The organism is Klebsiella scottii (genome assembly GCF_036561945.1).
Lineage (GTDB): Bacteria > Pseudomonadota > Gammaproteobacteria > Enterobacterales > Enterobacteriaceae > Klebsiella > Klebsiella scottii.
Genome location: NZ_JARXNI010000020.1, coordinates 3,204,901 through 3,227,093 on the forward strand (window position 1 = coordinate 3,204,901; position 22,193 = coordinate 3,227,093).

Genomic DNA, 22,193 nt, shown 5'->3' on the forward strand with positions numbered 1-22,193 from the left:
AATGTTGCTATTTTTACAAAACACAACACCTAAAAAGGATAATCAGATGACGACCCGCACCTTTCCTCTGTTGGCTGCCGCCGCTATCGCCGGCGCTATCCCCTTTCAGGCGGCTCTCGCCGCCAGCAAGGTGACGTTCGCGGATAAAGTCTGCGACATCACCCGCTACGGCGCAGAAGGCCAGCGGCTGCAGATTGCGCTGAATACCGACGCCATTCAAAAAGCGATTGACGACTGCGCCGCCGCAGGGGGCGGTACGGTGCTGGTCCCGAGAGGAAACTATCTGACCAACCCGCTGTTTTTGAAGAGCAATATTCGGCTCAAGCTGGAGAAAGACGCGACGCTGATCGCCGCAAGCGAAATCGCAGCCTGGCGCGGAGATGAAAAAACGAAATATGCCGCAGCGGAAAACGGCTGGCTGCCGTTTATCAGCATCGCCGATGCGCAAAACGTCGCTATCGTTGGTGAAGGGACCATTGACGGCCAGGGGGCGGTATGGTGGGAGCGCTGGCGAGAAAACATTCGCGCCAGCGGCAAGAAAGGCGGCACCGACCGGCCACGGCTGATCTACATCACCCGCTCGAACAACGTGCTGATCGACGGCGTGACCCTCACCCATTCTCCCAGCTTCCACATCGTCACCCGCTACGCGCATGATATCGACATTAACGGCACGCGAATTTTATCCCCGTGGCATGCGCCGAATACCGACGCCATCGATCCTATCGACAGCCAGAACATCCGCATCACCAACAACTATATCGACTGCAATGACGATCATATCGCCATCAAAGCGGAGAAAGCCGATCCGCGCTTCCCCGAAGGGGTGGTCGAGAATATTTACATCGCCAACAATACGCTGAAGCAGGGGCGCGGTATCTCTATCGGCAGCGAAAGCGCCGGCGGCGTCAATAACGTGCTGGTGGAAAACAACACCTTCGAAGGCTCGATGTACGGCATTCGCATTAAGAGCCCGCGCGGCAAAGGCGGCGAGGTGAAAAATATCGTTTACCGCAACACCAAAATGCATAACGTCGAGGTGCCGCTGGTCTTCTCCGCTTACTACCAGGCCGCGCCTATCGTGCAGGCCGAGGTCGACAAACAGCTACAGGCCGGAGGGTTTACCCTCGGCGAGCAGATCTATCCGCCGGACAGCGACCCGCAACAGCCGTTCGACAAATATCGGACCCCGCACTTCAGCAATATCACCGTGGAGAATTTAACCTCCACCGGCGATAGCAAAGCGGCGGCCTATATTATCGGCACCCCGGAAGCGCCGCTCAGCGGGTTCCACTTTAGCAACGTCAACATCGACGCCACCCGCGGCCTGCGAATTCGCCACGCCGAGCTGGAGACGAAAGGGCTCAGCCTGAAGGTGAAAGAAGGCCCGGTGATTCAAAAAGACGCAGGCGCCGTCGTTCTCGATTAGTGCCGCATTTCCGGGCAGCTGCACCACGGCGCATATCTTCGCGCAGGCAGTCTGCCCTTTTTTGGATCGTCCCGCGGCTAACCCGCCGCGTTTATCAGGGCTCTGACCTGGCACTCTCTTTGCAACCCTCCACATATCTGAAATACCAGGTTCACCAGGCGTCATTGTTGCAGGCAGTTTGGGCATGGACAGCGCGCAAAAACCGGAGCGTACACGTAGTACGTGAGGATTTATTCGCTGCGCTCGCCCTGCGGGCCGCCCTACAGGGCGTTCAAAATACTCGCGTATTTTGTTGAGCACTGCCCAGGCCTAAACTGGCAAATAAAATAGCGTGGCGAGCCGGGTAACTTTATCTGGCGAGGTAGCAAAAATGACAGAGCAAACCACAACGCTAAAAAGAACGCTCGGCAGTTTCCGCCTGTGGGGGATCGCCGTCGGGCTGGTTATTTCCGGGGAGTATTTTGGCTGGAGCTACGGCTGGTCTCAGGCCGGGACGCTGGGATTTCTGATCGTGGCGCTGGCGGTTGCCGCCATGTACTGCGCCTTTATTTTTAGTTTCACCGAGCTGACGACCGCGATCCCACACGCCGGCGGCCCGTTCGCCTACGCCTATCGCGCTTTTGGCCCCACCGGCGGCTTTATTGCCGGCTTCGCGACGCTGATTGAGTTCGTCTTCGCCCCGCCGGCGATTGCTATGGCGATTGGCGCCTACCTCAACGTACAGTTTCCGGCGCTGGACCCGAAATGGGTGGCCTGCGGCGCCTACGTTATCTTTATGACGCTGAACATTCTCGGCGTCGGTATTGCCGCCACCTTTGAGCTGATTGTCACCCTGCTGGCGATTTTCGAACTGCTGGTGTTTATGGGCGTGGTCGCTCCGGGCTTCTCATGGAGCCACTTTACCGCTAACGGCTGGGCCGGGGCTGAGAGCTTCAGCGGGCTGGCGCTGCCGGGAATGTTCGCGGCCATTCCTTTTGCTATCTGGTTCTTTCTGGCTATTGAAGGCGCGTCGATGGCCGCCGAAGAAGCTAAAGATCCGCAGCGTACCATCCCCCGCGCGCTGGGCGGCGGGATCCTGACCCTTACCGTGCTGGCGATCGGCGTTATGGTGTTTGCCGGCGGCGTCGGCGACTGGCGGGCGCTCGCCAACATCAACGACCCGCTGCCGCAGGCGATGAAAATCGTGGTTGGCAGCAGCAGCGGCTGGCTGCATATGCTGGTATGGCTGGGGCTGTTCGGCCTGGTGGCCTCGTTCCACGGCATTATCATGGGCTATTCCCGGCAGATCTATTCGCTGGCCCGGGCCGGCTATCTGCCTGCCGGCCTGGCGGCGCTCAACCGCCGCACCCGCACGCCGCATCTGGCGATCCTCGCCGGGGGCGTGGTGGGGATTGCCGCTATTTTCTCCGACTCGCTGATCACCATCAGCGGAATGCCGCTAACCGCCTGCATCGTCACAATGTCGGTATTTGGCGCTATTGTTATGTATATCACCTCGATGGCGGCGCTGTTCAAACTGCGCCGCAGCGAGCCGAAACTGATTCGCCCGTTCCGCGCGCCGCTCTATCCGTGGGCGCCGGCCTTCGCTCTGGCGATGGCGGTGCTCTGCCTGGTGGCCATGGTCTGGTACAACACGCTGCTGGCGCTGATTTTTGCGGCTATGATGCTCGGCGGCTACCTGTGGTTTCGTAAAACCGCGGCGGCCCGCGAGCGCGCGCCGGTGGACCCGCAGCTTCGTATAGTCTCCTGAGGAGGCGGCATGTATAAAACAACGCTATCAGGCCAGGTCTGGCGCTTTGATAGTCTGAAGACGTTAATGGCGAAGGCCTCTCCGGCACGATCCGGCGATGCCCTCGCCGGCATTATCGCCGATAGCGCCGAAGAGCGGATGGCGGCGAAAATGGCGCTGGCGGAGGTGCCGCTAAAGGAGATCCTCGATAACCCCCCGATCCCCTATGAGCAGGACGAAGTCACCCGGCTGATTATCGACACGCACGATAGCCGCCGCTTTACGGCGATTAGCCACCTGACGGTGGGCGACTTTCGCGACTGGCTGCTTGACGACGCCACCGATACCGCCACCCTGCAGCAGGTGGCGCGGGCGATAACCCCGGAGATGGCGGCCGCAGTCAGCAAGCTGATGCGTAACCAGGACCTGATCCTCGCCGCCAGCAAATGCCAGGTAACCACCCGCTTTCGCAATACGATTGGCCTGCCGGGGCATCTTAGCGTGCGTCTGCAGCCCAACCATCCGACTGACGATCTGAAAGGCATTGCCGCCAGCATGCTCGACGGCCTGCTGTACGGCGCGGGCGATGCGGTCATTGGCATCAACCCGGCCAGCGACAGCCTGCCGGTGCTGGCGCAGCTCAACCATATGCTCGACGATATTATTCAGCGCTTTGCGATCCCCACCCAGTCCTGCATTCTGACCCACGTCACCAACACCCTGCAGCTGATTGAGCGCGGCGCGCCGGTGGACCTGGTGTTCCAGTCGGTGGCGGGTACCGAAGCGGCCAACGGCGGCTTCGGTATCAATCTGGCGCTGCTGCAGGAAGCCAGGGAGGCCGCGCTGAGCCTCAACCGCGGCACCCTCGGCAGCAACGTCATGTATTTTGAAACCGGCCAGGGGAGCTGTCTTTCGGCTAACGCCCACCACGGCGTCGATCAGCAAACCTGCGAAGCCCGCGCCTACGCCGTCGCCCGCCATTTCGATCCGCTGCTGGTCAATACCGTGGTGGGCTTTATCGGCCCGGAATATCTCTATGACGGGAAGCAGATTATTCGCGCCGGTCTCGAAGATCATTTCTGCGGCAAGATCATGGGACTGCCAATCGGCTGCGACGTTTGCTATACCAACCACGCCGAGGCGGATCAGGATGATATGGATACCCTGCTGACCCTGCTGTGCGCCGCCGGGCTGACCTTTTTAATCGGCGTTCCCGGCGCGGACGATATCATGCTCAACTACCAAAGCACCTCGTTCCACGATGCCCTGTACGCCCGCCGCCTGCTGGGCCTCAGGCACGCGCCGGAGTTCGCCGCCTGGCTGACGAAAATGCAGATAACCAACCCGGACGGCGCGCTGCGCCTGACCGACGCCCGCCATCCTCTGCTTTCCGTGATGGCGTAAGGAGAACCGGTATGAATCGCCCCGACGCCTGGAACCCGCTACGTGAATTTACCGATGCGCGCATTGCGCTGGGCCGCAGCGGCGCCAGCCTGCCAACCCGCGAGGTGCTGAATTTTGGCCTCGCTCACGCCCGGGCGCGCGACGCCATCCACCAGCCCTTTGACAGCGAAGGGCTGGTATCCCCGCTGGCGCAGCTGGGCCTCTCGTCGCTGACGGTGCATAGCGCCGCCGCCGATCGTCATATCTATCTTAACCGCCCCGATCTGGGGCGACGGCTGAACGATGAGAGTCGCGCGGATCTCGCCGCCAGCGGCGCACGCCCCGCCGACCTGCTGCTGGTGATTGGCGACGGACTCTCCTCTTACGCGGTGCAGCGCCAGGCCCTGCCGCTGATCCGCGCCCTGCTGCCCTATCTGCAAACGCTGGGGCTTAGCCTCGCGCCGGTGGTGCTGGCTCATCAGTCTCGGGTAGCGCTGGGGGATGATATTGGCGAAACGCTGCAGGCTCGCGCGGTGGCGATACTGATTGGCGAACGGCCGGGGCTCTCTTCCCCGGACAGCCTGGGAGTTTATCTGACCTGGCAACCGCATCGTCAGCGGCTGGAGTCAGAGCGCAACTGTATTTCGAATATTCGCCCGGAAGGGCTGAGCTATGATGCCGCCGCCTTTAAGCTGGCGTGGCTGCTGGAGCAGGCTTTTCTGCGCCGGCTGACCGGCGTACGTCTGAAGGATGAAAGCGATAATCCGGCCCTGCATGGCAGGGTGAAACCCCGGGTCATTGGGGCAGACTAAAGCTGCTCGGGGCTGCGGCAGATGACTCCGATCGCCGCAACCTCAAGCAGCCTTGTGCTACACAAAGCACACCTCGTTCCAGTAGGCTTCGCGCATCCAGCGCCGCTCAGTATGTTTTATCATGGCGAAACCACCGTGTTTCGACATTCCCCATATCAATGCCATACAGGCTGGCGACCGGTAATATTGCCTCCATCATTCGCTGGGTATCCTGCTGTCCGGCTTCAGCGTTAGATAACGAAGCCAGCCAGCGCGTCACTCGTTGCCATAATGCGACTTTCATTTTTTCCTCCGTCGGAAAGCATTTTTCCTGCGTCTATTTCAACCACAGCTTGCGACGGTCGGGAAATATCAATTCCGTCTTTTCAATCCCGGAAGATGCATATTACGCGTCTTCTCCAGACTCGCCGCGCAGGCGCTGCCCCCGCCCAATACCCATGAGCTTGCTAAGTTCTTTTTCGCTATAGATAAGAACTTTTTCTTCTTTGCCGTCAGCGGCCAATTTGTGGGAGCGTAATAACCACAAAACATATACAGGGACTCAGGGGATATAATAATGCGCAAGACAAAAACAAAAATTGCACTGGCGCTGGGCATTCTGGTGCTTGCCGCGCAGGCTCAGGCCGACCAGCTGGCAGATATCAAAGCCGCCGGCGTGGTGAAAGTCGCCACCTTCGACGCCAACCCGCCGTTTGGCTCGGTTGACCCCAAAACGCACCAGATCGTCGGCTATGACGTTGATTTCGCCCAGGCGCTGGCTAAATCGCTCGGCGTGAAGCTGGAGCTGGTCGCCACCAACCCGGCCAACCGTATTCCGCTGCTGCAATCCGGTAAGGCCGATCTGATTGTTGCCGATATCACCATCACTCCGGAACGCGCGCAGGTTATTGATTTCTCAACGCCGTATTTTGTCACCGGCCAGCAGTTCCTCGTGCCGGCTAAATCGGCGGATAAGCTCGACGATTACAGCAAAGCGCGCATCGGGGCGGTAAAAGGCACCACCGGCGAACAGGCGCTGCACCAGCGCTTCCCGCAGTCGCGCGTGCTCTCCTATGACGATATTCCGCTCGCGCTGACCGCGCTGCGTAACGGCAACGTGCAGGCGATTACCCAGGACAGCACCATTCTCGCCGGCCTGCTGGCGGAAGCGCCGGATAAGGCCAACTTTAAAATCATCCCCGACCTGCTGAGCAAAGAAGAGATCGGCGTCGGCGTGAAGAAAGGCGAACCGGCGCTGCTGAAAGCGGTGAACGACGAGCTGGTGAACCTGGAAAAATCCGGCCAGGCTGCGAAAATTTACGACGTCTGGTTCGGCCCGGCGACCAAAACCCCACAGCCGCGCGCGTTTACCATAGAAGCTAAATAATATGTTATCGGGTTTATTTTCACGCTCCGCGGCCTCGTCCGCGGATTTTTCACATCTGCAGAACGCCAGTATCGAACTGCGCAAAGCGGCAAAAAGCTACGGCGACCATCGGGTGCTAAACGGCGTCGATCTGCAGATAAATCCCGGGGAAGTGGTGGCGATCCTGGGTCCTTCCGGTTCGGGGAAATCAACGCTGATCCGCCTGATCAACCAGCTCGAAACCCTGAGCGACGGCGAGATCCTGATCGACGGCAGGCCAACGCGTCGGCTCACCGCCGGCGCGCTGCGCCAGCTGCGCAGCCGCGTCGGGTTCGTGTTTCAGCAGTTTAATCTCTACGCCCATCTGACGGCGCAGGAAAATATCACCCTGGCGCTGGAGCGCGTGCACGGCTGGACGAAAAGCGCGGCCCGCCAGCGGGCGCTGGAGCTGCTGCAGCAGGTGGGTCTGGAGGATAAGGCCCGCCAGATGCCGGCCCAGCTCTCCGGCGGCCAGCAGCAGCGCGTAGCCATCGCCCGCGCCCTCGCCTCTTCACCACAAATTATTCTGTTTGACGAGCCGACCTCGGCGCTCGATCCGGAGATGATCGGCGAAGTGCTGCAGGTGATGAAAACGCTGGCGCACAGCGGCATCACCATGGTGGTGGTCACCCACGAGATGCAGTTTGCCCGCGAGATTGCCGACCGGGTGGTGTTTATCGACGGCGGCGATATCCTCGAAGTTGCGCCGCCGGCGGAATTTTTCGCCCGGCCGCAGCACGCCCGCACCCGCCGTTTTCTGCAAAAGGTGCTTAATCCGCTGCACCAGGAGGGCCTCGAGTGACGCCGATTCTCGACTGGCACGGCGTACTCAGCGGGCAGCCGCTGCAGTGGATAGTCTCCGGTTTTCTCACCACCCTGTGGGTCAGCGTTGCCGGGATGGCGCTGGCGACCGTGCTGGCTATTCTGCTGCTGGCGCTTCGCCTCGGCGGCGGCAGGCCGGGGCGCTGGCTGGTGGCCTGCTGGGTTTCGCTGTTTCGCAACACCCCGCTGCTGGTGCAGCTGCTGTTCTGGTACTTTGCCGCCTGGAACCTGCTACCCCTCGGCGCCCGTGATTTTATCAACGCCGACCATTCCTGGTCGATTCTGCCGGGTAACGTCTGGTGGCTGACGCCGGAGTTTATCTGCTCGATGTGGGGGCTGGGGGTATTTACCTCGGCGTTCCTGATCGAAGAGATCGCCTCCGGGCTGCGCGCGGTCGGTAGCGGCCAGCGGGAAGCGGCCGTCTCGCAGGGATTTACCCCGTGGGGAGAGCTGCGCCATATTCTGCTGCCGCAGGGGCTGGCTAACGCCTGGCAGCCGATTGTCGGCCAGTATCTGAACCTGATGAAGCTCTCCTCGCTGGCGAGCGGCATTGGCTTTGCCGAACTGACCTATCAGGTGCGGCAAATTGAGAGCTATAACGCCCATGCGCTGGAAGCCTTCGCCGTCGGTACGGCGCTGTATCTGGCGCTCGGCGTGGCGCTGGGGCTGCTGCTGACGCGCCTCGGCCCGGGTAAGAACCCGCACAGGAGAGCCCAGCATGAACGCTAATCTGGCGGTTATCGCCGATAATCTCGACTACCTGCTGTGGGGACGCCTGGCGGAAGGTATTCCCGGCGGCGTGGCCCTGACGCTGATGATGGCCGTTGGCGCAGCGGCGCTGGCGCTACCCGGCGGCGTTCTACTGGCCGCCGTCGCCTGGCGCTATGGCGGAACCGTCCGTCGGCTGCTGTTTTTGTGGGCCGAAATCATTCGCGGTATTCCGCTGATTTTCGTTATTTTTTGGCTATGGTATCTGCTGCCTATGATGACCGGCAGCGATCTGCCGGGCGCCGTTACGGTGACGCTGGCGCTGGCGTGGTTTACCGCCGCCTCGGTGATGCACTCGGTGCTGGCCGGCCTGCAGTCGCTTCCCAACGGCCAGTATGAGGCGGCGCGGACGCAGGGCTTTTCCGCCGGACAGGCGCTGCGCCTGATTCTGCTGCCGCAGGCGCTGCGCAACGTTCAGCCTTCGCTGGTGGGGATTTTTATCGGCCTGCTGAAGGATACGTCGCTGGCGTTTATCGTCAACGTCCCGGAGCTCACCACCGTCGCCGGCCAGGTGAACAACCGCGTCCAGATCTACCCGCTGGCAATTTTTGTCTTCACCGGCGCGGTCTACTATCTGCTGTGCTGCGGTCTGAGCCTGCTGGCAAGCCGCCGTTTTCGCTGGCGGAAGCGGCTGAAGTCGGCATAAAAATCGCGGCCGCTCCCGGCCCGTTGCTTCCCTGCCCTTCGTCATCGGAGGGCACTATTTTCGCCAATTCTGCGGCGATAAATCGCCACCGTTCACTATTTGTTCGCCTTACCGTCATATAACGATCATATAAAACGCCATTAATAGTGCCCAGTTTAATGACGAACCTGGACGCTGTTATGAATAGTTCTCTCGCTGCGGTAACCGATACCGATTATCCACAATTTAGTCAGCCAGATACCGACCGGCAGCGGAAAGTCTTAAGCGTGCGTGGCCTGAGCAAGTCCTACAGCGCGCAGCAAACCGTGCTGGACGGCATCAGCTTCGATCTCCACGCCGGCGAGCTGGTGGGCGTCATCGGCCGCTCCGGCGCGGGCAAATCAACCCTGCTGCACGTGCTTAACGGCACCCACAGCGCCACCAGCGGCGAGATCCTCAGCTATCCGGAAGTCGGCACGCCGCACGATGTCGCCAAACTTAAGGGCCGGGCGCTGAACGCCTGGCGTAGCGAATGCGGGATGATTTTCCAGGACTTCTGCCTGGTGCCGCGCCTTGATGTGCTGACTAACGTGCTGCTCGGCCGCCTGAGCCAGACCTCGACGCTGAAGTCGCTGTTCAAAGTCTTCCCCGATGCCGACCGGGCGCGCGCCATCTCCCTGCTCGAATGGATGAACATGCTGCCGCATGCGCTGCAGCGGGCGGAAAATCTCTCCGGCGGGCAGATGCAGCGCGTGGCTATCTGTCGCGCGCTGATGCAGAACCCCGGTATTTTGCTGGCCGATGAGCCGGTCGCCTCTCTCGACCCGAAAAATACGCAGCGCATCATGAACGTGCTGCGCGAAATTAGCGAGCAGGGCATCAGCGTGATGGTCAACCTGCACTCGGTCGAGCTGGTTAAAGAATACTGCACGCGGGTTATCGGCGTGGCGCGGGGCAACATTATTTTTGACGACCATCCCTCTCAGCTGAATCAGGATATTCTGCATCGGCTGTACGGGGATGAAATTAGCCAATTGCATTAATTTCCACTCACACGGGCAAAATAATGAAACAATATATCACTGGCGCAGTTCGTTTATCCGCAGCGATCGCGGGCATTATGATGGCATGGCAGGCAAGCGCTGCCGGGCAGCCGAAAGAGTTAAATCTGGGGATCCTCGGCGGCCAGAACGCCACCCAGCAAATTGGTGATAACCAGTGTGTGAAAGACTTTCTCGATAAAGAGCTGAACGTCGATACGAAATTACGTAACTCTTCCGATTACTCCGGCGTCATTCAGGGCCTGCTGGGCGGTAAGGTTGACGTGGTATTAAGCATGTCGCCCTCCTCTTACGCCTCGGTTTATATTAATAACCCGAAAGCGGTCGATATTGTCGGCATCGCCGTGGATGATAAAGATCAGTCCCGCGGCTACCACTCGGTGGTTATCGTTAAAGCCGACAGCCCGTATAAATCTTTAGACGATCTGAAAGGCAAAGCCTTTGGCTTCGCCGACCCGGATTCAACCTCCGGCTTCCTGATTCCGAACCAAACCTTTAAGCAGAAATTTGGCGGCACCACGGATAATAAATATAACAACTTCTTCTCCAGCGTGACCTTCTCCGGCGGCCACGAGCAGGACATTCTGGGCGTGCTGAACGGCCAGTTTGCCGGCGCGGTGACCTGGACCTCTATGGTTGGCGACTACAACAGCGGCTACAGCGTGGGCGCGTTCAACCGCCTGATTCGTATGGATCATCCGGATCTGATGAAGCAGATCCGCATCATCTGGCAATCGCCGCTGATCCCCAACGGCCCGATCCTGGTGAGCAACGCGCTGCCGGCTGATTTTAAAGCCAAGGTCATCACCGCGATCAAAAAGCTGGATACCGATAACCACGCCTGCTTTATCAAAGCGATGGGCGGCACCCAGCATATCGGCCCGGGTAGCGTTGCCGATTTCCAGCAGATTATCGATATGAAGCGCGAGCTGGTTAGCGCCCGTTAATCCCGCCTCCACGCCGCCTCCCGGCTTATCAAGCGCGAGGCGGCGGTATGCTGAAGACCCGTTGACGTATGAATATTTCGAATACCGAATTTGAACGCTATTACCAGCAGGTACGCGCGCGGCAGAAGCGCGACACCTTTAGCTGGTCGCTGCTCTTACTGGTTCTTTACTTCGCCGCGGGCAGCGCGGCTGAATTTAATCTCTTCACCATCTGGCACTCCCTGCCAAACTTTCTCGATTACATGTTTGAGACGCTGCCGACGCTTCACGTCAGCGATCTGTTCGCCGATTCGCATACCAAAGGGTCGTTCGCCTACTGGGGCTACCGCCTGCCGATCCAGCTGCCGCTGATTTGGGAAACCCTGCAGCTGGCGCTGGCCTCTACCCTGGTCGCCGTAGTCATCGCCACCCTGCTGGCCTTTCTCGCCGCCAACAACGCCTGGTCACCGCCGCCGCTGCGTTTCGCCATCCGCGTTTTAGTCGCCTTTTTGCGTACCATGCCGGAGCTGGCGTGGGCGGTCATTTTCGTGATGGCCTTCGGCATTGGCGCGATCCCCGGCTTTCTGGCGCTGATGCTGCACACCATCGGCAGCCTGACCAAGCTGTTTTATGAAGCGGTGGAAAGCGCTCAGGACAAGCCGGTTCGCGGGCTGATGGCCTGCGGCGCCTCGCCGCTGCAGCGGGTTCGCTTCTCCCTGTGGCCGCAGGTAAAACCGATTTTTCTCTCCTACGGCTTTATGCGCCTGGAGATCAACTTCCGCTCCTCAACCATTCTTGGGCTGGTTGGCGCCGGGGGGATCGGCCAGGAGCTGATGACCAACATTAAGCTCGATCGTTACGATCAGGTCAGCATCACGCTGCTGCTGATCATCATCGTGGTCTCGCTGCTGGATATGCTGTCCGGCCGCCTGCGACAGTGGGTTCTCGAGGGTAAAAAATGAGTCAGTGGCAAAACCAACCGGATATCGCCGCCAGCCGCCGCCAGCATAGGGCGCTATATCAGGCCCAGGGACGCTATTTACGCTACGTCGGCCTGCTGGCGCTGCTGAGCGTGCTCTATTACGTCTGGTTCTTTATGCAGTTTGGCATCAGCGGGGAGCAGCTCACCACCGGGCTGCAGCAAATCAGCCGCTATCTGCTGCGCATGTTCGTGTGGCACGACTTTTTTAACTGGCCGTTCCGCTACTATTTCACGCAGATCGCGATTACCCTGGCGATTGTCTTCGTCGGGACGATCACCGCCACGGTCATCGCCCTGCTGCTCTCTTTCCTCGCGGCGCGCAATATTATGCGCGGCTTTATTCCGGGGATTATCGCCCTGCTGATGCGTCGGCTGTTTGACGTCCTGCGCGGGATCGATATGGCTATCTGGGGGCTGATTTTCGTGCGCGCCGTCGGCCTCGGGCCGCTGGCCGGGGTGCTGGCGATTATCATGCAGGATACCGGCCTGCTCGGCCGCCTGTATGCCGAAGGCCACGAGGCGGTAGATCGGTCACCGGGGCGGGGATTGACCGCCGTCGGCGCCAACGGCCTGCAGAAACACCGCTTCGGCATTTTCACCCAATCCTTCCCGACGTTTCTGGCCCTGAGCCTGTATCAAATCGAGTCCAACACCCGCTCCGCAGCGGTGCTGGGCTTCGTCGGCGCCGGCGGGATCGGCCTGATTTACGCGGAAAATATGCGCCTGTGGAACTGGGACGTGGTGATGTTTATCACCCTCCTGCTGGTGGTGGTGGTGATGGCGATGGATATGCTCTCCGCCTGGCTCCGTCGGCGCTATATCGGCGGCAGCGTAGTGCCGCTGTTTAAATCCTGATATCACGAACATCCCCGAGGCGGCGCGATGCGCCTGCCCGGGGAGATCAAAGCTGCCAGTGAAGCACCGGCCACCGGTGCTCCTCATTCGCCGCCGTCAGCTGCGGGCAAGGGTTGACCAGCCGCACGCGGTCGGCGTGCAGGCACAGCGGCAGATCGTTAATTGAATCGGTATAAAACGTCACCTCTCCGCCGAATTGCGGGTAGGCCTGCCGCCACTCAGCCAGCCGAATCACCTTCCCGTGCTGATAGCTCGGCGTCCCGGCAATCACGCCGGTATAGCCGCCATCAGCCATCTCTACGTCAATGCCTAACGCCTGGTCGATGCCCAGCTCATCGGACACGGCCTGCACCAGCAGGCTGACCGACGCCGAGATCACCAGCATCTGTTCGCCGCGCGCCCGTAGCGTGCGGATAACCTCCCACGCCTGCGGGTAGACGCGGGGCAGGATCTCCTCGCGCACGCAGCGGGCGACCAGGCCGTCGACTTCCGCCTGCGGTACGCCAATCAGCGGCGCCTGGATCAGCGCCACGTAATCGGCGATATTCATCTCACCGCGATCGTAATCCTCCATCAGCATCGCTTCTCGCGCCAGATAGTCCGGGTCGCCGGTCCATCCTTCCCTCACCAGAAAACGGCTCCATACCGTACTGCTGTCACCCTTAATCAAGGTGTTATCCAGATCGAAGATCGTGAGAGTTTTGGACATCGTTAATTTTCCCTAATCAGTAAACAGGCTCGCCAGAGCATGCTTAAGAAAGATGACAGCAGAATGATCCGCCCAGCCTGTCCGCCGTCACGCCACCGCCTCAAGGTAGCAAACGAAATATCCGCCCATCAACCCGGGCCGGCATAAAGCCAGCCCTCAACGACGGATCACGACTCCGGCGCGCTGCTCAGCCAGGCCAGCAGATTTTCAACCGACAGTTGCGCAGGCGCCCGCGCCGTCGGCTGCCCCCGTTCGATCAGCAGCAGCGTCGGCAGACCGCGAACCCCGAGGGTCGTCGCCAGATCCTGGTGCCGATCGGCATCGAGATAGCGCCGGTCCAGCGTCGCGATCCGTTGCGCAACCTTTTCCTGCGCCAGCAGCTGCCAGAGTTTACGGCAATGTACGCAGCGCTCAGCGCCGACAAACAGCAGTATTGGCCGCTCGCTTTCCAGCTCCTCCGCCGCGGTCAGGGGAGTGAAGGCGCTTTCCGCCACGCGGAACAGCTTCGGACTGCGGCGCAGGGTATCGTTGTCGGTCGCCACGCACAGCGCATCGGCGCTTTTGCTGTACGGCTGCACTCCCGCGACCCGCACCACGCTCTGCGCCGGGCCCGCGGCCGCCGCGCCGGGCTGGCGTAGCGTCCGCACGTCCACCGCCGCGATCGGCGTCTCCTGCGGCTGCGCCAGCTGCGGTATCCAGGCGTAGGGGATGCGGTAGGCACGGTAGACCATATTGTTATTCAGCGTCTTGCCCCAGAACGGTGAAATATATTCCCAGACGATCTCATGGTCGCGGGTCACTTCAAAAACGCGCCCGTTCGAGCCTTCGTTAATCAAGGTATTGCCGTTTTCCAGACGCTGCATATTGCTGATATACGGGCTGTAGAAGCGGTACGAGTCGGTTGGCTGCGGAAGATCCGCTTCATAAGGCGAGTAGCGCCACTCGATATCAAGGGTCAGCGGGTTGATCTCAAGGATCCGCGAGTAATCGCGCCAGGCGTTTTTCACCCCATCCGCCGACGCCGGGTTTGGCGCGCCGTATCCGGCCCAGCCGCCGTTATCGAAGATGAGAATATTGCCCGCGCCCGGCAGCCCGTGGGGGATCATATGGGCGTGATGCTGGCCGATAATCCAGCCGATGTGCTTGAGCTCCGGCTTACTGTAATCCGGGCCAAGCTGCCAGACGATGCGACCGCTCTGCTTATCAATGATGGCGATAATGTTGGATTCGCGAGCGTCCCAGATAATATTGTCGGGATGGAAGCGCCGATCCCCGGCGTCATACCATTTATTCGGCCCCAGCGCCGACATCGAGTTGATATGCATCCAGTCGCCCATTCCACCGCCGCTGGCGCGCATATTGGGGTTGTTGTACAGCGCGGTGCGCGCCGCATCGTCGAAGCCAAGCTCGTGAAAATGGTCGCTGCAGCGCCACTCCCAGACCACGTTGCCCTGCCAGTCGACTTCAATAATCGTGTCATCCAGCAGCAGCTTGTCGGAGATGTCGGCATTAACCAGATTAGTGTGAGCGAGGATCAGCGTATTTCCCCCCTCCACCTGCGGCTCCAGCCCCGGCGCGTAGTAGCCTACCGGGTTGCCGGCGCGCTGGTAATCGTGATGCGCGCGCGCCATCCAGCGCGTTTCATTGCCGGGATCGCTGACCCGTTCGTAGCGATCGAACTTCCAGGTCACGTTACCCTCCCAGTCCACCTGGATCAGGTCGAGCATATCCTGCATGCCGTAGCGCGGATCGCGCTCGCCGCTGTGGCCGAGTATCGCGCCGCCGGGCAGGATTTTATTGGGAAATCCGTGCAGTTCAGGCCATTCGCGTACCACCTGACCGTTCATATCCACCAGCACCGCGCCGCGCTCGGTGGCCTGGAAAAGGGTGTAGCCGCTCCAGGCACGCGCGGGATCGTAAACGGTGGCGCCGGTCGGGTAAATGGAAGGATGTCCCATGGTGTTGCTCCTTAAATAACGGTATCAGGCAGAGAAGTAATCAGATTGCGGATCTGGCGGCAGGCGGCGGTAAAAGAGGCCTCTTCGCGCCGGCGCGGATGGGGGAGCTCAAGGCTCACCACTTCGCGTATCCGTCCCGGGCGCGGCGACAGCACCACCACCCGGTCGGCCAGCGCGACCGCCTCTTCCACATCGTGCGTCACCAGCAGCGTGGTAGTTCCCGCGCTTTGGTGGATCTGCAGCAGCTCCTGCTGCAGGGTATGGCGCGTCAGGGCATCCAGCGCGCCGAAAGGTTCATCCAGCATCAGAATTTGCGGGCGGCCGACGAGGCCGCGGGCGATCGCCACCCGCTGCGCCATACCGCCGGAGAGCTGGGCGGGCAGCGCGCTGGCAAACTCGGTGAGCTGGACGCGCTCCAGCATTTCCAGCGCCCGCTGGCGTTTCTCCGTCCGGCTCAGCGGCTCATCCGCCAGGCCGAGCATCACGTTGTCGATAACGTTAAGCCACGGAAACAGGCGCGGCTCCTGAAACACGATGCCGCGCTCTTTGCCGACGCCGGTCACCGGCTCGCCGTGGATACGAATCTCGCCCTGGGTCGCGGATTCCAGGCCGACCAGCATCCGCAGCAGCGTTGATTTACCGCAGCCGCTGCTGCCTACCAGCGCCACCAGCTCGCCGGCGGCGATATCCAGGCTGAAGTTCTGTAGCGCCGTCACCTGCTGCCAGGATTTACGGACGCGGTCAAAAGAGACCAGGGGTGAAGTGGTCATAGCGACTCCTGTTGGCGCCAGCGGGTGGCGCGAATTTCCAGTAAACGTCCGGCTTTATCCAGCGCAGCGCCGGTGATGCCGATCAGCACCATGCCGCAGAGAATGGTCGGCATATCCAGCAGTTGCTGGGCATTGATCATCAGGCTGCCGATACCCACGCCGGAGGACATGAAATACTCCGCGCCGATATTGCCAAGCCAGGCGTAAATCAGCGCCAGGCGCAGGCCGGCAAAAATACCCGCGGCGGCGCCGGGGAGGATCAGCCTGCGCAGGCGCGTCAGGCCGCTCAGGCGCAGCACCCTGGCAACCTCATCCAGCTGCGGGCTGCGCTGAAGAACGGCCTGTAGGGTGCTGAAGAACATCGGGAAAAAGGAGGCCAGGGCGATGAACACGATTTTGCCGCCGTTATCGTTGCCGACCCATGCGGTCAGCAGCGGTAGCCAGGCAAACAGGGCGATATGGCGCAGGACGTTAAGCGTCGGGGTAAAGATCGCTCCGGCGCGCGGGCGCAGCGCCAGCAGCAGTCCGCAGAGCAGCCCGCCGGCGATACCCAGCGCGCCGCCGGCAAACGCCCGTCCCAGGCTTGCGAGCATCGCCGCAGCCAGCTCGCCGCTTGCCGCTCCCTGAATAAAGCGCTCGGCCACCGCCAGCGGCGACGAGAAAAGTACGCTATCGATCCAGCCCCAGCTGCTGGCCAGCTGCCACATTGCCAGCAGCACCAGCGGCAGCTGTAACGCCCGCCAGCTGGCCTGCGGTTTCCAGGCCAGGCGCCCGGTGGCCGGCTGCGGCCAGAACACCAGCCGGGAGCAGGCCCGGTTGGCCGCCCACTCCATCGCCATGCCGCTGAGGCCCACCGCCGCGATGGTGACGAAGACGATATCCAGCTGAAACAGCTGGCGCCCCCAGACCATCAGGTAGCCAATCCCTTCGGAAGAGGCCAGCAGCTCAACGACGATCAGCGATACCCAGGCCTGCGAAAGGGCCAGCCGCAGACCGGTAAACCAGCCCGGCAGGCTCGCCGGGATCACCAGCCAGCGCAGCCGCTGCCAGCGGGAGAAGTTCATGACCCTTGCCGCTTCGCTCAGCGTCAGCGGTACGCCGCTGACCGCCTGCTGGGTATTGATGGTCATCGGCACCACGGTGGTTTTGACGATAACCGCCAGCTTGAGGCCGTTATCAATGCCGAATATCACCATAAACAGCGGGATCCAGCCCAGCGTCGGAATTTGCGCCAGGGCGTAAAACAGCGGCTCGATCCGCTGGGCGGCAGACGGAACCAGGCCGAATAGCGCCCCGAGCAGCGTTCCGGCCAAGGCTCCCAGCAGCAGGCCCAGCGCCAGATGCTGGAGGCTGAATCCCCACTGCGCCAGCAGATCGCCGCTCAGCAGCGACAGCGCGGTATCGGCAACGACCGACGGCGCGGGCAGGATTTGCTCCGCCATCCAGCGTTCGCGGGCGGCGACGTACCACAGCAGCAGCAGCAGCGCGGGCAGCAGCCACGGCCAACCGTTTAGCCTGAACTGCGGCCTGCCCGGTGCGCCTGTTTTTAAGATCATCTGCGACATATCGGTCCACTTTTGCTGAAGTTATAGCGCTATAAAAACGTTCCTTGCGCCCTGCCGCCATTGCGTTAGACGAATAATCCCGATGCAGCGAATGCATTTCAGCCTGCCGGGCACGCGGCCCCTGGCTTAGCTTTTTTTCAGCTTTGCTCTGCGCATAAAAGCATTTAACACCCGGCCCTTCGGCTCTTTAGGGTGAGAAAAAAACTCAGAGGAGCAATAACTTATGATGAAAGCATTTTTTAGCCGCACCCTGCTGGCGCTGGTCGCCACCGTTGGCCTGCTGGCCGGCGCTCAGGGCGAGGAGCTGCGCACGATCCGCATCGGCGTGCCGGATCAAAGCGCGGGCAGTAAGCCGTTTATCGAAGGGCCCGTCGGCATGGCGTTTATCCGCCATCAGCTGGAAGAGGTGTTTAAGCCGCAGGGCGTGGAGGTGCAGTGGCAGTTTTTCAAAGGCGCGGGCCCGGCGGTGAATGAGGCGCTGGCCAACCGGCAGCTTGATTTTGTCTACCTCGGCGACCTGGCGGCGATTATCGGCAAAGCCAACGGGCTCCCGACGCGCCTGCTGCTGGGCAGCCGCGGCTCCGAATCTTACCTCGCGGCAACCACCGCCTCGGGAATTAAAAAGCTCGCGGACCTGAAGGGGAAACGGGTGGCCGTCTATCGCGGTACGGCGGATCAGCTGGCCTTCGATCGCGCCTTACAAACCGTCGGTCTTAACGAACGCAGCATGCAGGTGATTAATCTCGACTGGAACGCCGGCAAAGCCGCGCTGGCGGCCGGTCGCGTCGATGCGGTCTGGGGCGGCGTCTCGCTGCTGGCGCTGCGCGGAGATAAGATAGACGTGGTGGTGAAAAGCGGCGATTCCGGCCGTCAGAACACCACTCAAGCCGGCTTCCTCGGGACGCAAACCTTTATTGCGGCCTGGCCGCAGGCCACCCAGCAGATTATCGACGTGCTGGTGAAGAACGCCGCTGAAATCAGCGACCCGGCCAACCGGGACGCCTGGTCGGCAGAGATGGCGCAGCAGAGCCAGATCCCGCAGGCGCTGTTCCTGGAGGAGCTGCAGCCGCAGGATCTTAACTTCACCACCTCCCCGCGCATCGACCCGTTCCTCACCGACAGCTTCAGCAGCAGCGTCGGGCAGGCCCAATCCGGCCGCCTGATCCGCAGCGCTTTTGACGTCGGTCAGTGGGTGGACGGTCGGTTTGTCGAACAGGCGCTAAAAACGCAGGGCCTGGAAAACCGCTGGCCGCAGTACGATGGCAAAGGCCAGCCGGCAAACGGCGGTTAGCCTATCTCCTGCCGGGCCAGGAGCTGAAGCTGATGCTGGCGGTCGGCGAGCAGGATAACCTCTATCAGCTTTGCCACCAGCGGCGGCTGCGCGGCGTGAACCGGGGAGATAATCGCAAACCGGGTCTGCATCAGCCGCCACTCGTCCGGCAGGTCGCTTAGCTCCAGCTTGACCAGCCGGTGGCTGTGCTGGCAAAGCGCAAAGCCGTCTTCGCTGGCGAAGCTTATCGCATCGGTATGCGCCAGGGTGGAGAGCAGCGCGTAGATATGGTCGCACTGAATCGCCGGGGTAAAGTCCTGCTGCTGGCTGAGGGTCGCCAGCACTTTGCGCACTCCGGGCGGCAAATACGGCGCGGCAAAAGGATAGCGCAGCATCTCCTGGATAGAGACCGGCCCTCGCTTTGCCAGCGGATGGTCGGCGTGGCAGACGAAGAAGCAGCGCTGCGGGCTGAGCGGCTGGACCCGCAGCTGCGGGTCCAGTTCGGCCTGCCAGCTGTCGGCCACCACAAAAGGATACTGCTGAGTGGTGAGCGCATGATGCAGGGCAAACCAGTTATCGATCTGAAAGCGCACCCGCGCCTGCGGCAGCAGACGGTGAAACTCGCCCACGGCTGCCGGGATCAGGCGCGCGGAGGGCGCCGGGCCGCAGCCAAACGCGACCTCGCCGTTTTGCGCATCATCCGCCTCCCGCAGCTGGCTGCTGAGCTCAACGTTCAGTTCCTGAAACCGCCGGGCGTACGGCAGCAGCTTTTGCCCGTGCAGCGTGAGCGTCGGTAGCCTGCTCTGACGGTCAAATAAAGGATGGCCGACGCTCTGTTCGAGCGCCTGGATGCTGCGGCTGAAGGCAGATTGCGACAGGCACACCGCCTCCGCCGCACGATTAAAAGTACCGTACTCAACCAACGCCACAAAGTTGCGCAGTTGGCGAAAATCCAGATGCATAGACCCGCCCTGTTCTCTCTTTTATGCCATAAAAGTACTGGAGGGCGGCCCGGCGGCGCAATGCCGAAATGATGAGGATCTTTCACCTTGCCATCAGCCGGAATAGGCGCGCCGCATAGTTTCCCGTGAAATATTGTTTAATAGTGAAATTATTTATTAATAAATGAGATTAAAAATGTTAACACCAATATTCTCTGCGCCGCCGGCGCGACCAGTTATGCGCGCAGCTAACGTAAGGTTTCGTAAATATCACCCTATCCCATTCTGGCAGTATGGTGAATACGCTATAAATAATTCCGTTCTATAGCTCACTATGAAAATAATGATATGAAGCCTAAGCTTGCGCACGCCTTATTATTTGTTCCTTTTTTGATTTTGGCAGGATGTTCATCCCCGGCTAAGCACCCGAAAACCGCAGCCCAGCATGAATATGCGCCTATCGACGGCGGTTCAGATGACCTGATCCCGGTGCTCGCCGCGCTGCACGATCAGATGCATACCTGGCACGGTACGCCCTATGAGTGGGGCGGCACCGATGAAAGCGGGGTTGATTGTTCCGGCTTCGTCTGGCGCACGCTGAAGGACCGCTTCAACCTGCCGATGGACAGGGTCACGACCAAAGAACTGCTGCGGATGGGCGAGCGGGTCAGGCCGCAGCAGCTGCGCCCAGGAGACCTGGTGTTCTTTCGCATTAACGGCGGCATGCACGTCGGCTTCTATGACACCAACCATGATTTTCTCCACGCCTCGGCCAGCCAGGGCGTAATGCGCTCCTCGCTGGACAATCCGTACTGGAAATCGGCTTTCTATCAGGCGCGTCGTCTGCCGAAAGAGTATAACGCCCAGATAACGATGAACGACGATCGCCGGCACCTGGCTAAAAACCGCTAATTCACCATAAGAAAAAGCCGCTGCGTAAACCGCAACGGCTTTTTTACTGTATACGTCAGGATAATCAGAACTGGTAGGTCATGCCCACGGCAACGATGTCGTCGTCGCTAAGACCCAGTTTATTATCGCTCTTCAGCTGGTTGATTTTATAATCAACGAAGGCGTTCATGTTTTTGTTGAAGTAGTAGGTCAGGCCGACGTCGATATAGTTGACCAGGTCTTCGCTACCCACGCCTTCGATATCCTTACCTTTTGACAGCACGTAGCCCAGGGACGGACGCAGGCCGAAGTCGAACTGGTACTGTGCCACCGCTTCAAAGTTCTGCGCTTTAGTCGCAAAACCGCCGCTGATCGGGGTCATTTTGCGGGTTTCAGAATACATGGTCGCCAGGTAGATATTGTTGGCGTCATATTTCAGGCCGGTAGCCCAGGCTTCCGCTTTTTTACCCACGCCGCGAGCCAGCTGGTTCTGGGCGTCAGTACGGTCAGAGCTGGTGTAGGCTGCGCTGATGGCGAAATCGCTGCCGCCGAAGTCATAGCTTAAAGATGTACCGAAGCCGTCGCCGTTCTGTTTCTTGGCTTCGCGGCCTTCGTTTTTACCCTGATACTGGAGGGTCAAATCCAGACCATCAACCACGCCGAAGAAGTCGGTATTGCGGTAGGTTGCCAGGCCGCTGGAGCGTTTGGTCATGAAGTTATCGGTCTGAGCGGAAGAATCGCCGCCGAATTCCGGGAACATATCGGTCCAGGCTTCAACATCGTACAGCGCGCCGAGGTTACGGCCGTAGTCGAAGGAGCCGAAGTCCTTCAGTTTTACGCCAGCGAACGCCAGACGAGTCTTCTGGGAAGAGTCGCTTTCGGTTTTGTTGCCGGAGAATTCGGACTCCCAGCGACCATAGCCGGTCAGCTGATCGTTAATCTGGGTTTCGCCTTTGATGCCGAAACGAACGTAGGTCTGGTCGCCGTCCTTGCTGTCATCATCGCTTAAATAGTGCATCGCTCTGACTTTGCCGTACACGTCCAGCTTATTGCCGTTTTTGTTAAAAACTTCGGCTGCCTGGGTAGCCGAAGCAGCAATAAGACCCATCATCATTAATGCCAGTGAGCTCTTTTTCATTATTCAGTCCTGGTGATTTATTTATACGCGCTAATCAATTCCGGGCGAAGGCCCCGTGAAAACAGGAGGTTTTTTAACGCTCCAGTATTAAAAATTTATGACAATGTGGAACTTTTTATAAAAAAGGGTATTTAAATGTTTCCATCATAAAATTGTCATCTTCCCTCTCCAGAAT

The 22,193-nt window shown here is 60.1% G+C and carries 21 protein-coding genes; 14 read left to right on the forward strand and 7 right to left on the reverse strand.

Annotated elements, in window-relative coordinates:
• Window positions 1-46: 46 nt before the first annotated feature.
• From QFI97_RS22725 to eutC, 4 genes are all read left to right on the forward strand, one after another.
• Window positions 47-1,429 (forward strand): glycoside hydrolase family 28 protein, encoded by a 1,383-nt coding sequence (locus QFI97_RS22725; RefSeq protein ID WP_095094241.1) that lies wholly within the window; start codon window positions 47-49, stop codon window positions 1,427-1,429.
• A gap of 370 nt (window positions 1,430-1,799) precedes the next feature.
• Complete coding sequence (gene eat / locus QFI97_RS22730; RefSeq protein WP_095094239.1) at window positions 1,800-3,179, forward strand: ethanolamine permease; 1,380 nt, start codon at window positions 1,800-1,802, stop codon at window positions 3,177-3,179.
• A 9-nt stretch (window positions 3,180-3,188) separates the two neighbouring features.
• Window positions 3,189-4,562 (forward strand): ethanolamine ammonia-lyase subunit EutB, encoded by a 1,374-nt coding sequence (locus QFI97_RS22735; RefSeq protein ID WP_095094237.1) that lies wholly within the window; start codon window positions 3,189-3,191, stop codon window positions 4,560-4,562.
• A gap of 11 nt (window positions 4,563-4,573) precedes the next feature.
• A complete protein-coding gene (gene eutC, locus QFI97_RS22740) occupies window positions 4,574-5,353 on the forward strand; it encodes an ethanolamine ammonia-lyase subunit EutC (RefSeq protein ID WP_095094235.1) in 780 nt (259 codons plus the stop codon).
• A 106-nt stretch (window positions 5,354-5,459) separates the two neighbouring features.
• Here eutC and QFI97_RS22745 read toward each other — a convergent pair whose 3' ends face one another.
• Window positions 5,460-5,636, reverse strand: coding sequence for a hypothetical protein (locus tag QFI97_RS22745; protein WP_331834112.1), 177 nt, complete (start codon window positions 5,634-5,636; stop codon window positions 5,460-5,462).
• Between the two features lie 273 nt (window positions 5,637-5,909).
• Here QFI97_RS22745 and QFI97_RS22750 point away from each other — a divergent pair, with 273 nt between their 5' ends.
• From QFI97_RS22750 to phnE (QFI97_RS22785), 8 genes are all read left to right on the forward strand, one after another.
• The gene (locus QFI97_RS22750; RefSeq protein ID WP_157349052.1) at window positions 5,910-6,719 is read left to right on the forward strand and encodes an ABC transporter substrate-binding protein; all 810 of its coding nucleotides are present in this window, start codon (window positions 5,910-5,912) and stop codon (window positions 6,717-6,719) included.
• Between the two features lies 1 nt (window position 6,720).
• Window positions 6,721-7,539 (forward strand): amino acid ABC transporter ATP-binding protein, encoded by an 819-nt coding sequence (locus QFI97_RS22755; RefSeq protein WP_095094227.1) that lies wholly within the window; start codon window positions 6,721-6,723, stop codon window positions 7,537-7,539.
• Window positions 7,536-8,288: an amino acid ABC transporter permease gene (locus tag QFI97_RS22760; RefSeq protein ID WP_095094225.1), complete on the forward strand. Its 753-nt coding sequence runs from the start codon at window positions 7,536-7,538 to the stop codon at window positions 8,286-8,288. The genes QFI97_RS22755 and QFI97_RS22760 overlap by 4 nt, the downstream gene beginning before the upstream one ends.
• On the forward strand, window positions 8,278-8,973 hold the full coding sequence (locus QFI97_RS22765) for an amino acid ABC transporter permease (RefSeq protein WP_346432029.1): 696 nt from the start codon (window positions 8,278-8,280) through the stop codon (window positions 8,971-8,973). The genes QFI97_RS22760 and QFI97_RS22765 overlap by 11 nt, the downstream gene beginning before the upstream one ends.
• A 179-nt stretch (window positions 8,974-9,152) precedes the next feature.
• Window positions 9,153-9,995, forward strand: a complete 843-nt coding sequence (phnC, locus tag QFI97_RS22770) for a phosphonate ABC transporter ATP-binding protein (protein WP_133596310.1) — start codon at window positions 9,153-9,155, stop codon at window positions 9,993-9,995.
• A 23-nt stretch (window positions 9,996-10,018) separates the two neighbouring features.
• Entirely contained in the window at window positions 10,019-10,960 is a 942-nt protein-coding gene (phnD, locus tag QFI97_RS22775; RefSeq protein ID WP_095094222.1) for a phosphonate ABC transporter substrate-binding protein, read from the forward strand.
• A 68-nt stretch (window positions 10,961-11,028) separates the two neighbouring features.
• Window positions 11,029-11,901, forward strand: coding sequence for a phosphonate ABC transporter, permease protein PhnE (phnE, locus tag QFI97_RS22780; protein WP_346432030.1), 873 nt, complete (start codon window positions 11,029-11,031; stop codon window positions 11,899-11,901).
• Window positions 11,898-12,776, forward strand: a complete 879-nt coding sequence (phnE, locus tag QFI97_RS22785) for a phosphonate ABC transporter, permease protein PhnE (protein WP_095094218.1) — start codon at window positions 11,898-11,900, stop codon at window positions 12,774-12,776. Before phnE (QFI97_RS22780) ends, phnE (QFI97_RS22785) begins: the two co-directional genes overlap by 4 nt.
• A 46-nt stretch (window positions 12,777-12,822) precedes the next feature.
• On the opposite strand, the gene QFI97_RS22790 is transcribed toward phnE (QFI97_RS22785), so the two are convergent.
• The 4 genes from QFI97_RS22790 to QFI97_RS22805 all read right to left on the reverse strand — a co-directional run bounded on the left by QFI97_RS22790 (window position 12,823) and on the right by QFI97_RS22805 (window position 17,778).
• Entirely contained in the window at window positions 12,823-13,485 is a 663-nt protein-coding gene (locus tag QFI97_RS22790) for an HAD family hydrolase (RefSeq protein WP_095094216.1), read from the reverse strand.
• A 167-nt stretch (window positions 13,486-13,652) separates the two neighbouring features.
• Window positions 13,653-15,443 carry an aryl-sulfate sulfotransferase gene (locus QFI97_RS22795; RefSeq protein WP_346432031.1) on the reverse strand — a complete coding sequence of 597 codons (1,791 nt, stop codon included), beginning with the start codon at window positions 15,441-15,443 and terminating at the stop codon, window positions 13,653-13,655.
• A gap of 11 nt (window positions 15,444-15,454) precedes the next feature.
• Window positions 15,455-16,213 (reverse strand): ABC transporter ATP-binding protein, encoded by a 759-nt coding sequence (locus QFI97_RS22800; protein ID WP_095094214.1) that lies wholly within the window; start codon window positions 16,211-16,213, stop codon window positions 15,455-15,457.
• The gene (locus tag QFI97_RS22805; RefSeq protein ID WP_331850703.1) at window positions 16,210-17,778 is read right to left on the reverse strand and encodes an ABC transporter permease; all 1,569 of its coding nucleotides are present in this window, start codon (window positions 17,776-17,778) and stop codon (window positions 16,210-16,212) included. Before QFI97_RS22805 ends, QFI97_RS22800 begins: the two co-directional genes overlap by 4 nt.
• 223 nt (window positions 17,779-18,001) lie before the next feature.
• Here QFI97_RS22805 and QFI97_RS22810 point away from each other — a divergent pair, with 223 nt between their 5' ends.
• A complete protein-coding gene (locus QFI97_RS22810; RefSeq protein WP_346432032.1) occupies window positions 18,002-19,069 on the forward strand; it encodes an ABC transporter substrate-binding protein in 1,068 nt (355 codons plus the stop codon).
• Here the strand turns inward: QFI97_RS22810 and QFI97_RS22815 are convergent.
• Complete coding sequence (locus QFI97_RS22815) at window positions 19,066-20,010, reverse strand: LysR family transcriptional regulator (RefSeq protein WP_346432033.1); 945 nt, start codon at window positions 20,008-20,010, stop codon at window positions 19,066-19,068. The two genes, QFI97_RS22810 and QFI97_RS22815, sit on opposite strands and share 4 nt — an antisense overlap.
• Before the next feature lie 327 nt (window positions 20,011-20,337).
• On the opposite strand from QFI97_RS22815, the gene QFI97_RS22820 reads away from it, so the two are divergent.
• Window positions 20,338-20,901 (forward strand): C40 family peptidase, encoded by a 564-nt coding sequence (locus QFI97_RS22820; RefSeq protein ID WP_346432034.1) that lies wholly within the window; start codon window positions 20,338-20,340, stop codon window positions 20,899-20,901.
• Between the two features lie 64 nt (window positions 20,902-20,965).
• Here QFI97_RS22820 and phoE read toward each other — a convergent pair whose 3' ends face one another.
• Complete coding sequence (phoE, locus tag QFI97_RS22825) at window positions 20,966-22,018, reverse strand: phosphoporin PhoE (protein WP_346432035.1); 1,053 nt, start codon at window positions 22,016-22,018, stop codon at window positions 20,966-20,968.
• Between the last annotated feature and the right edge of the window lie 175 nt (window positions 22,019-22,193).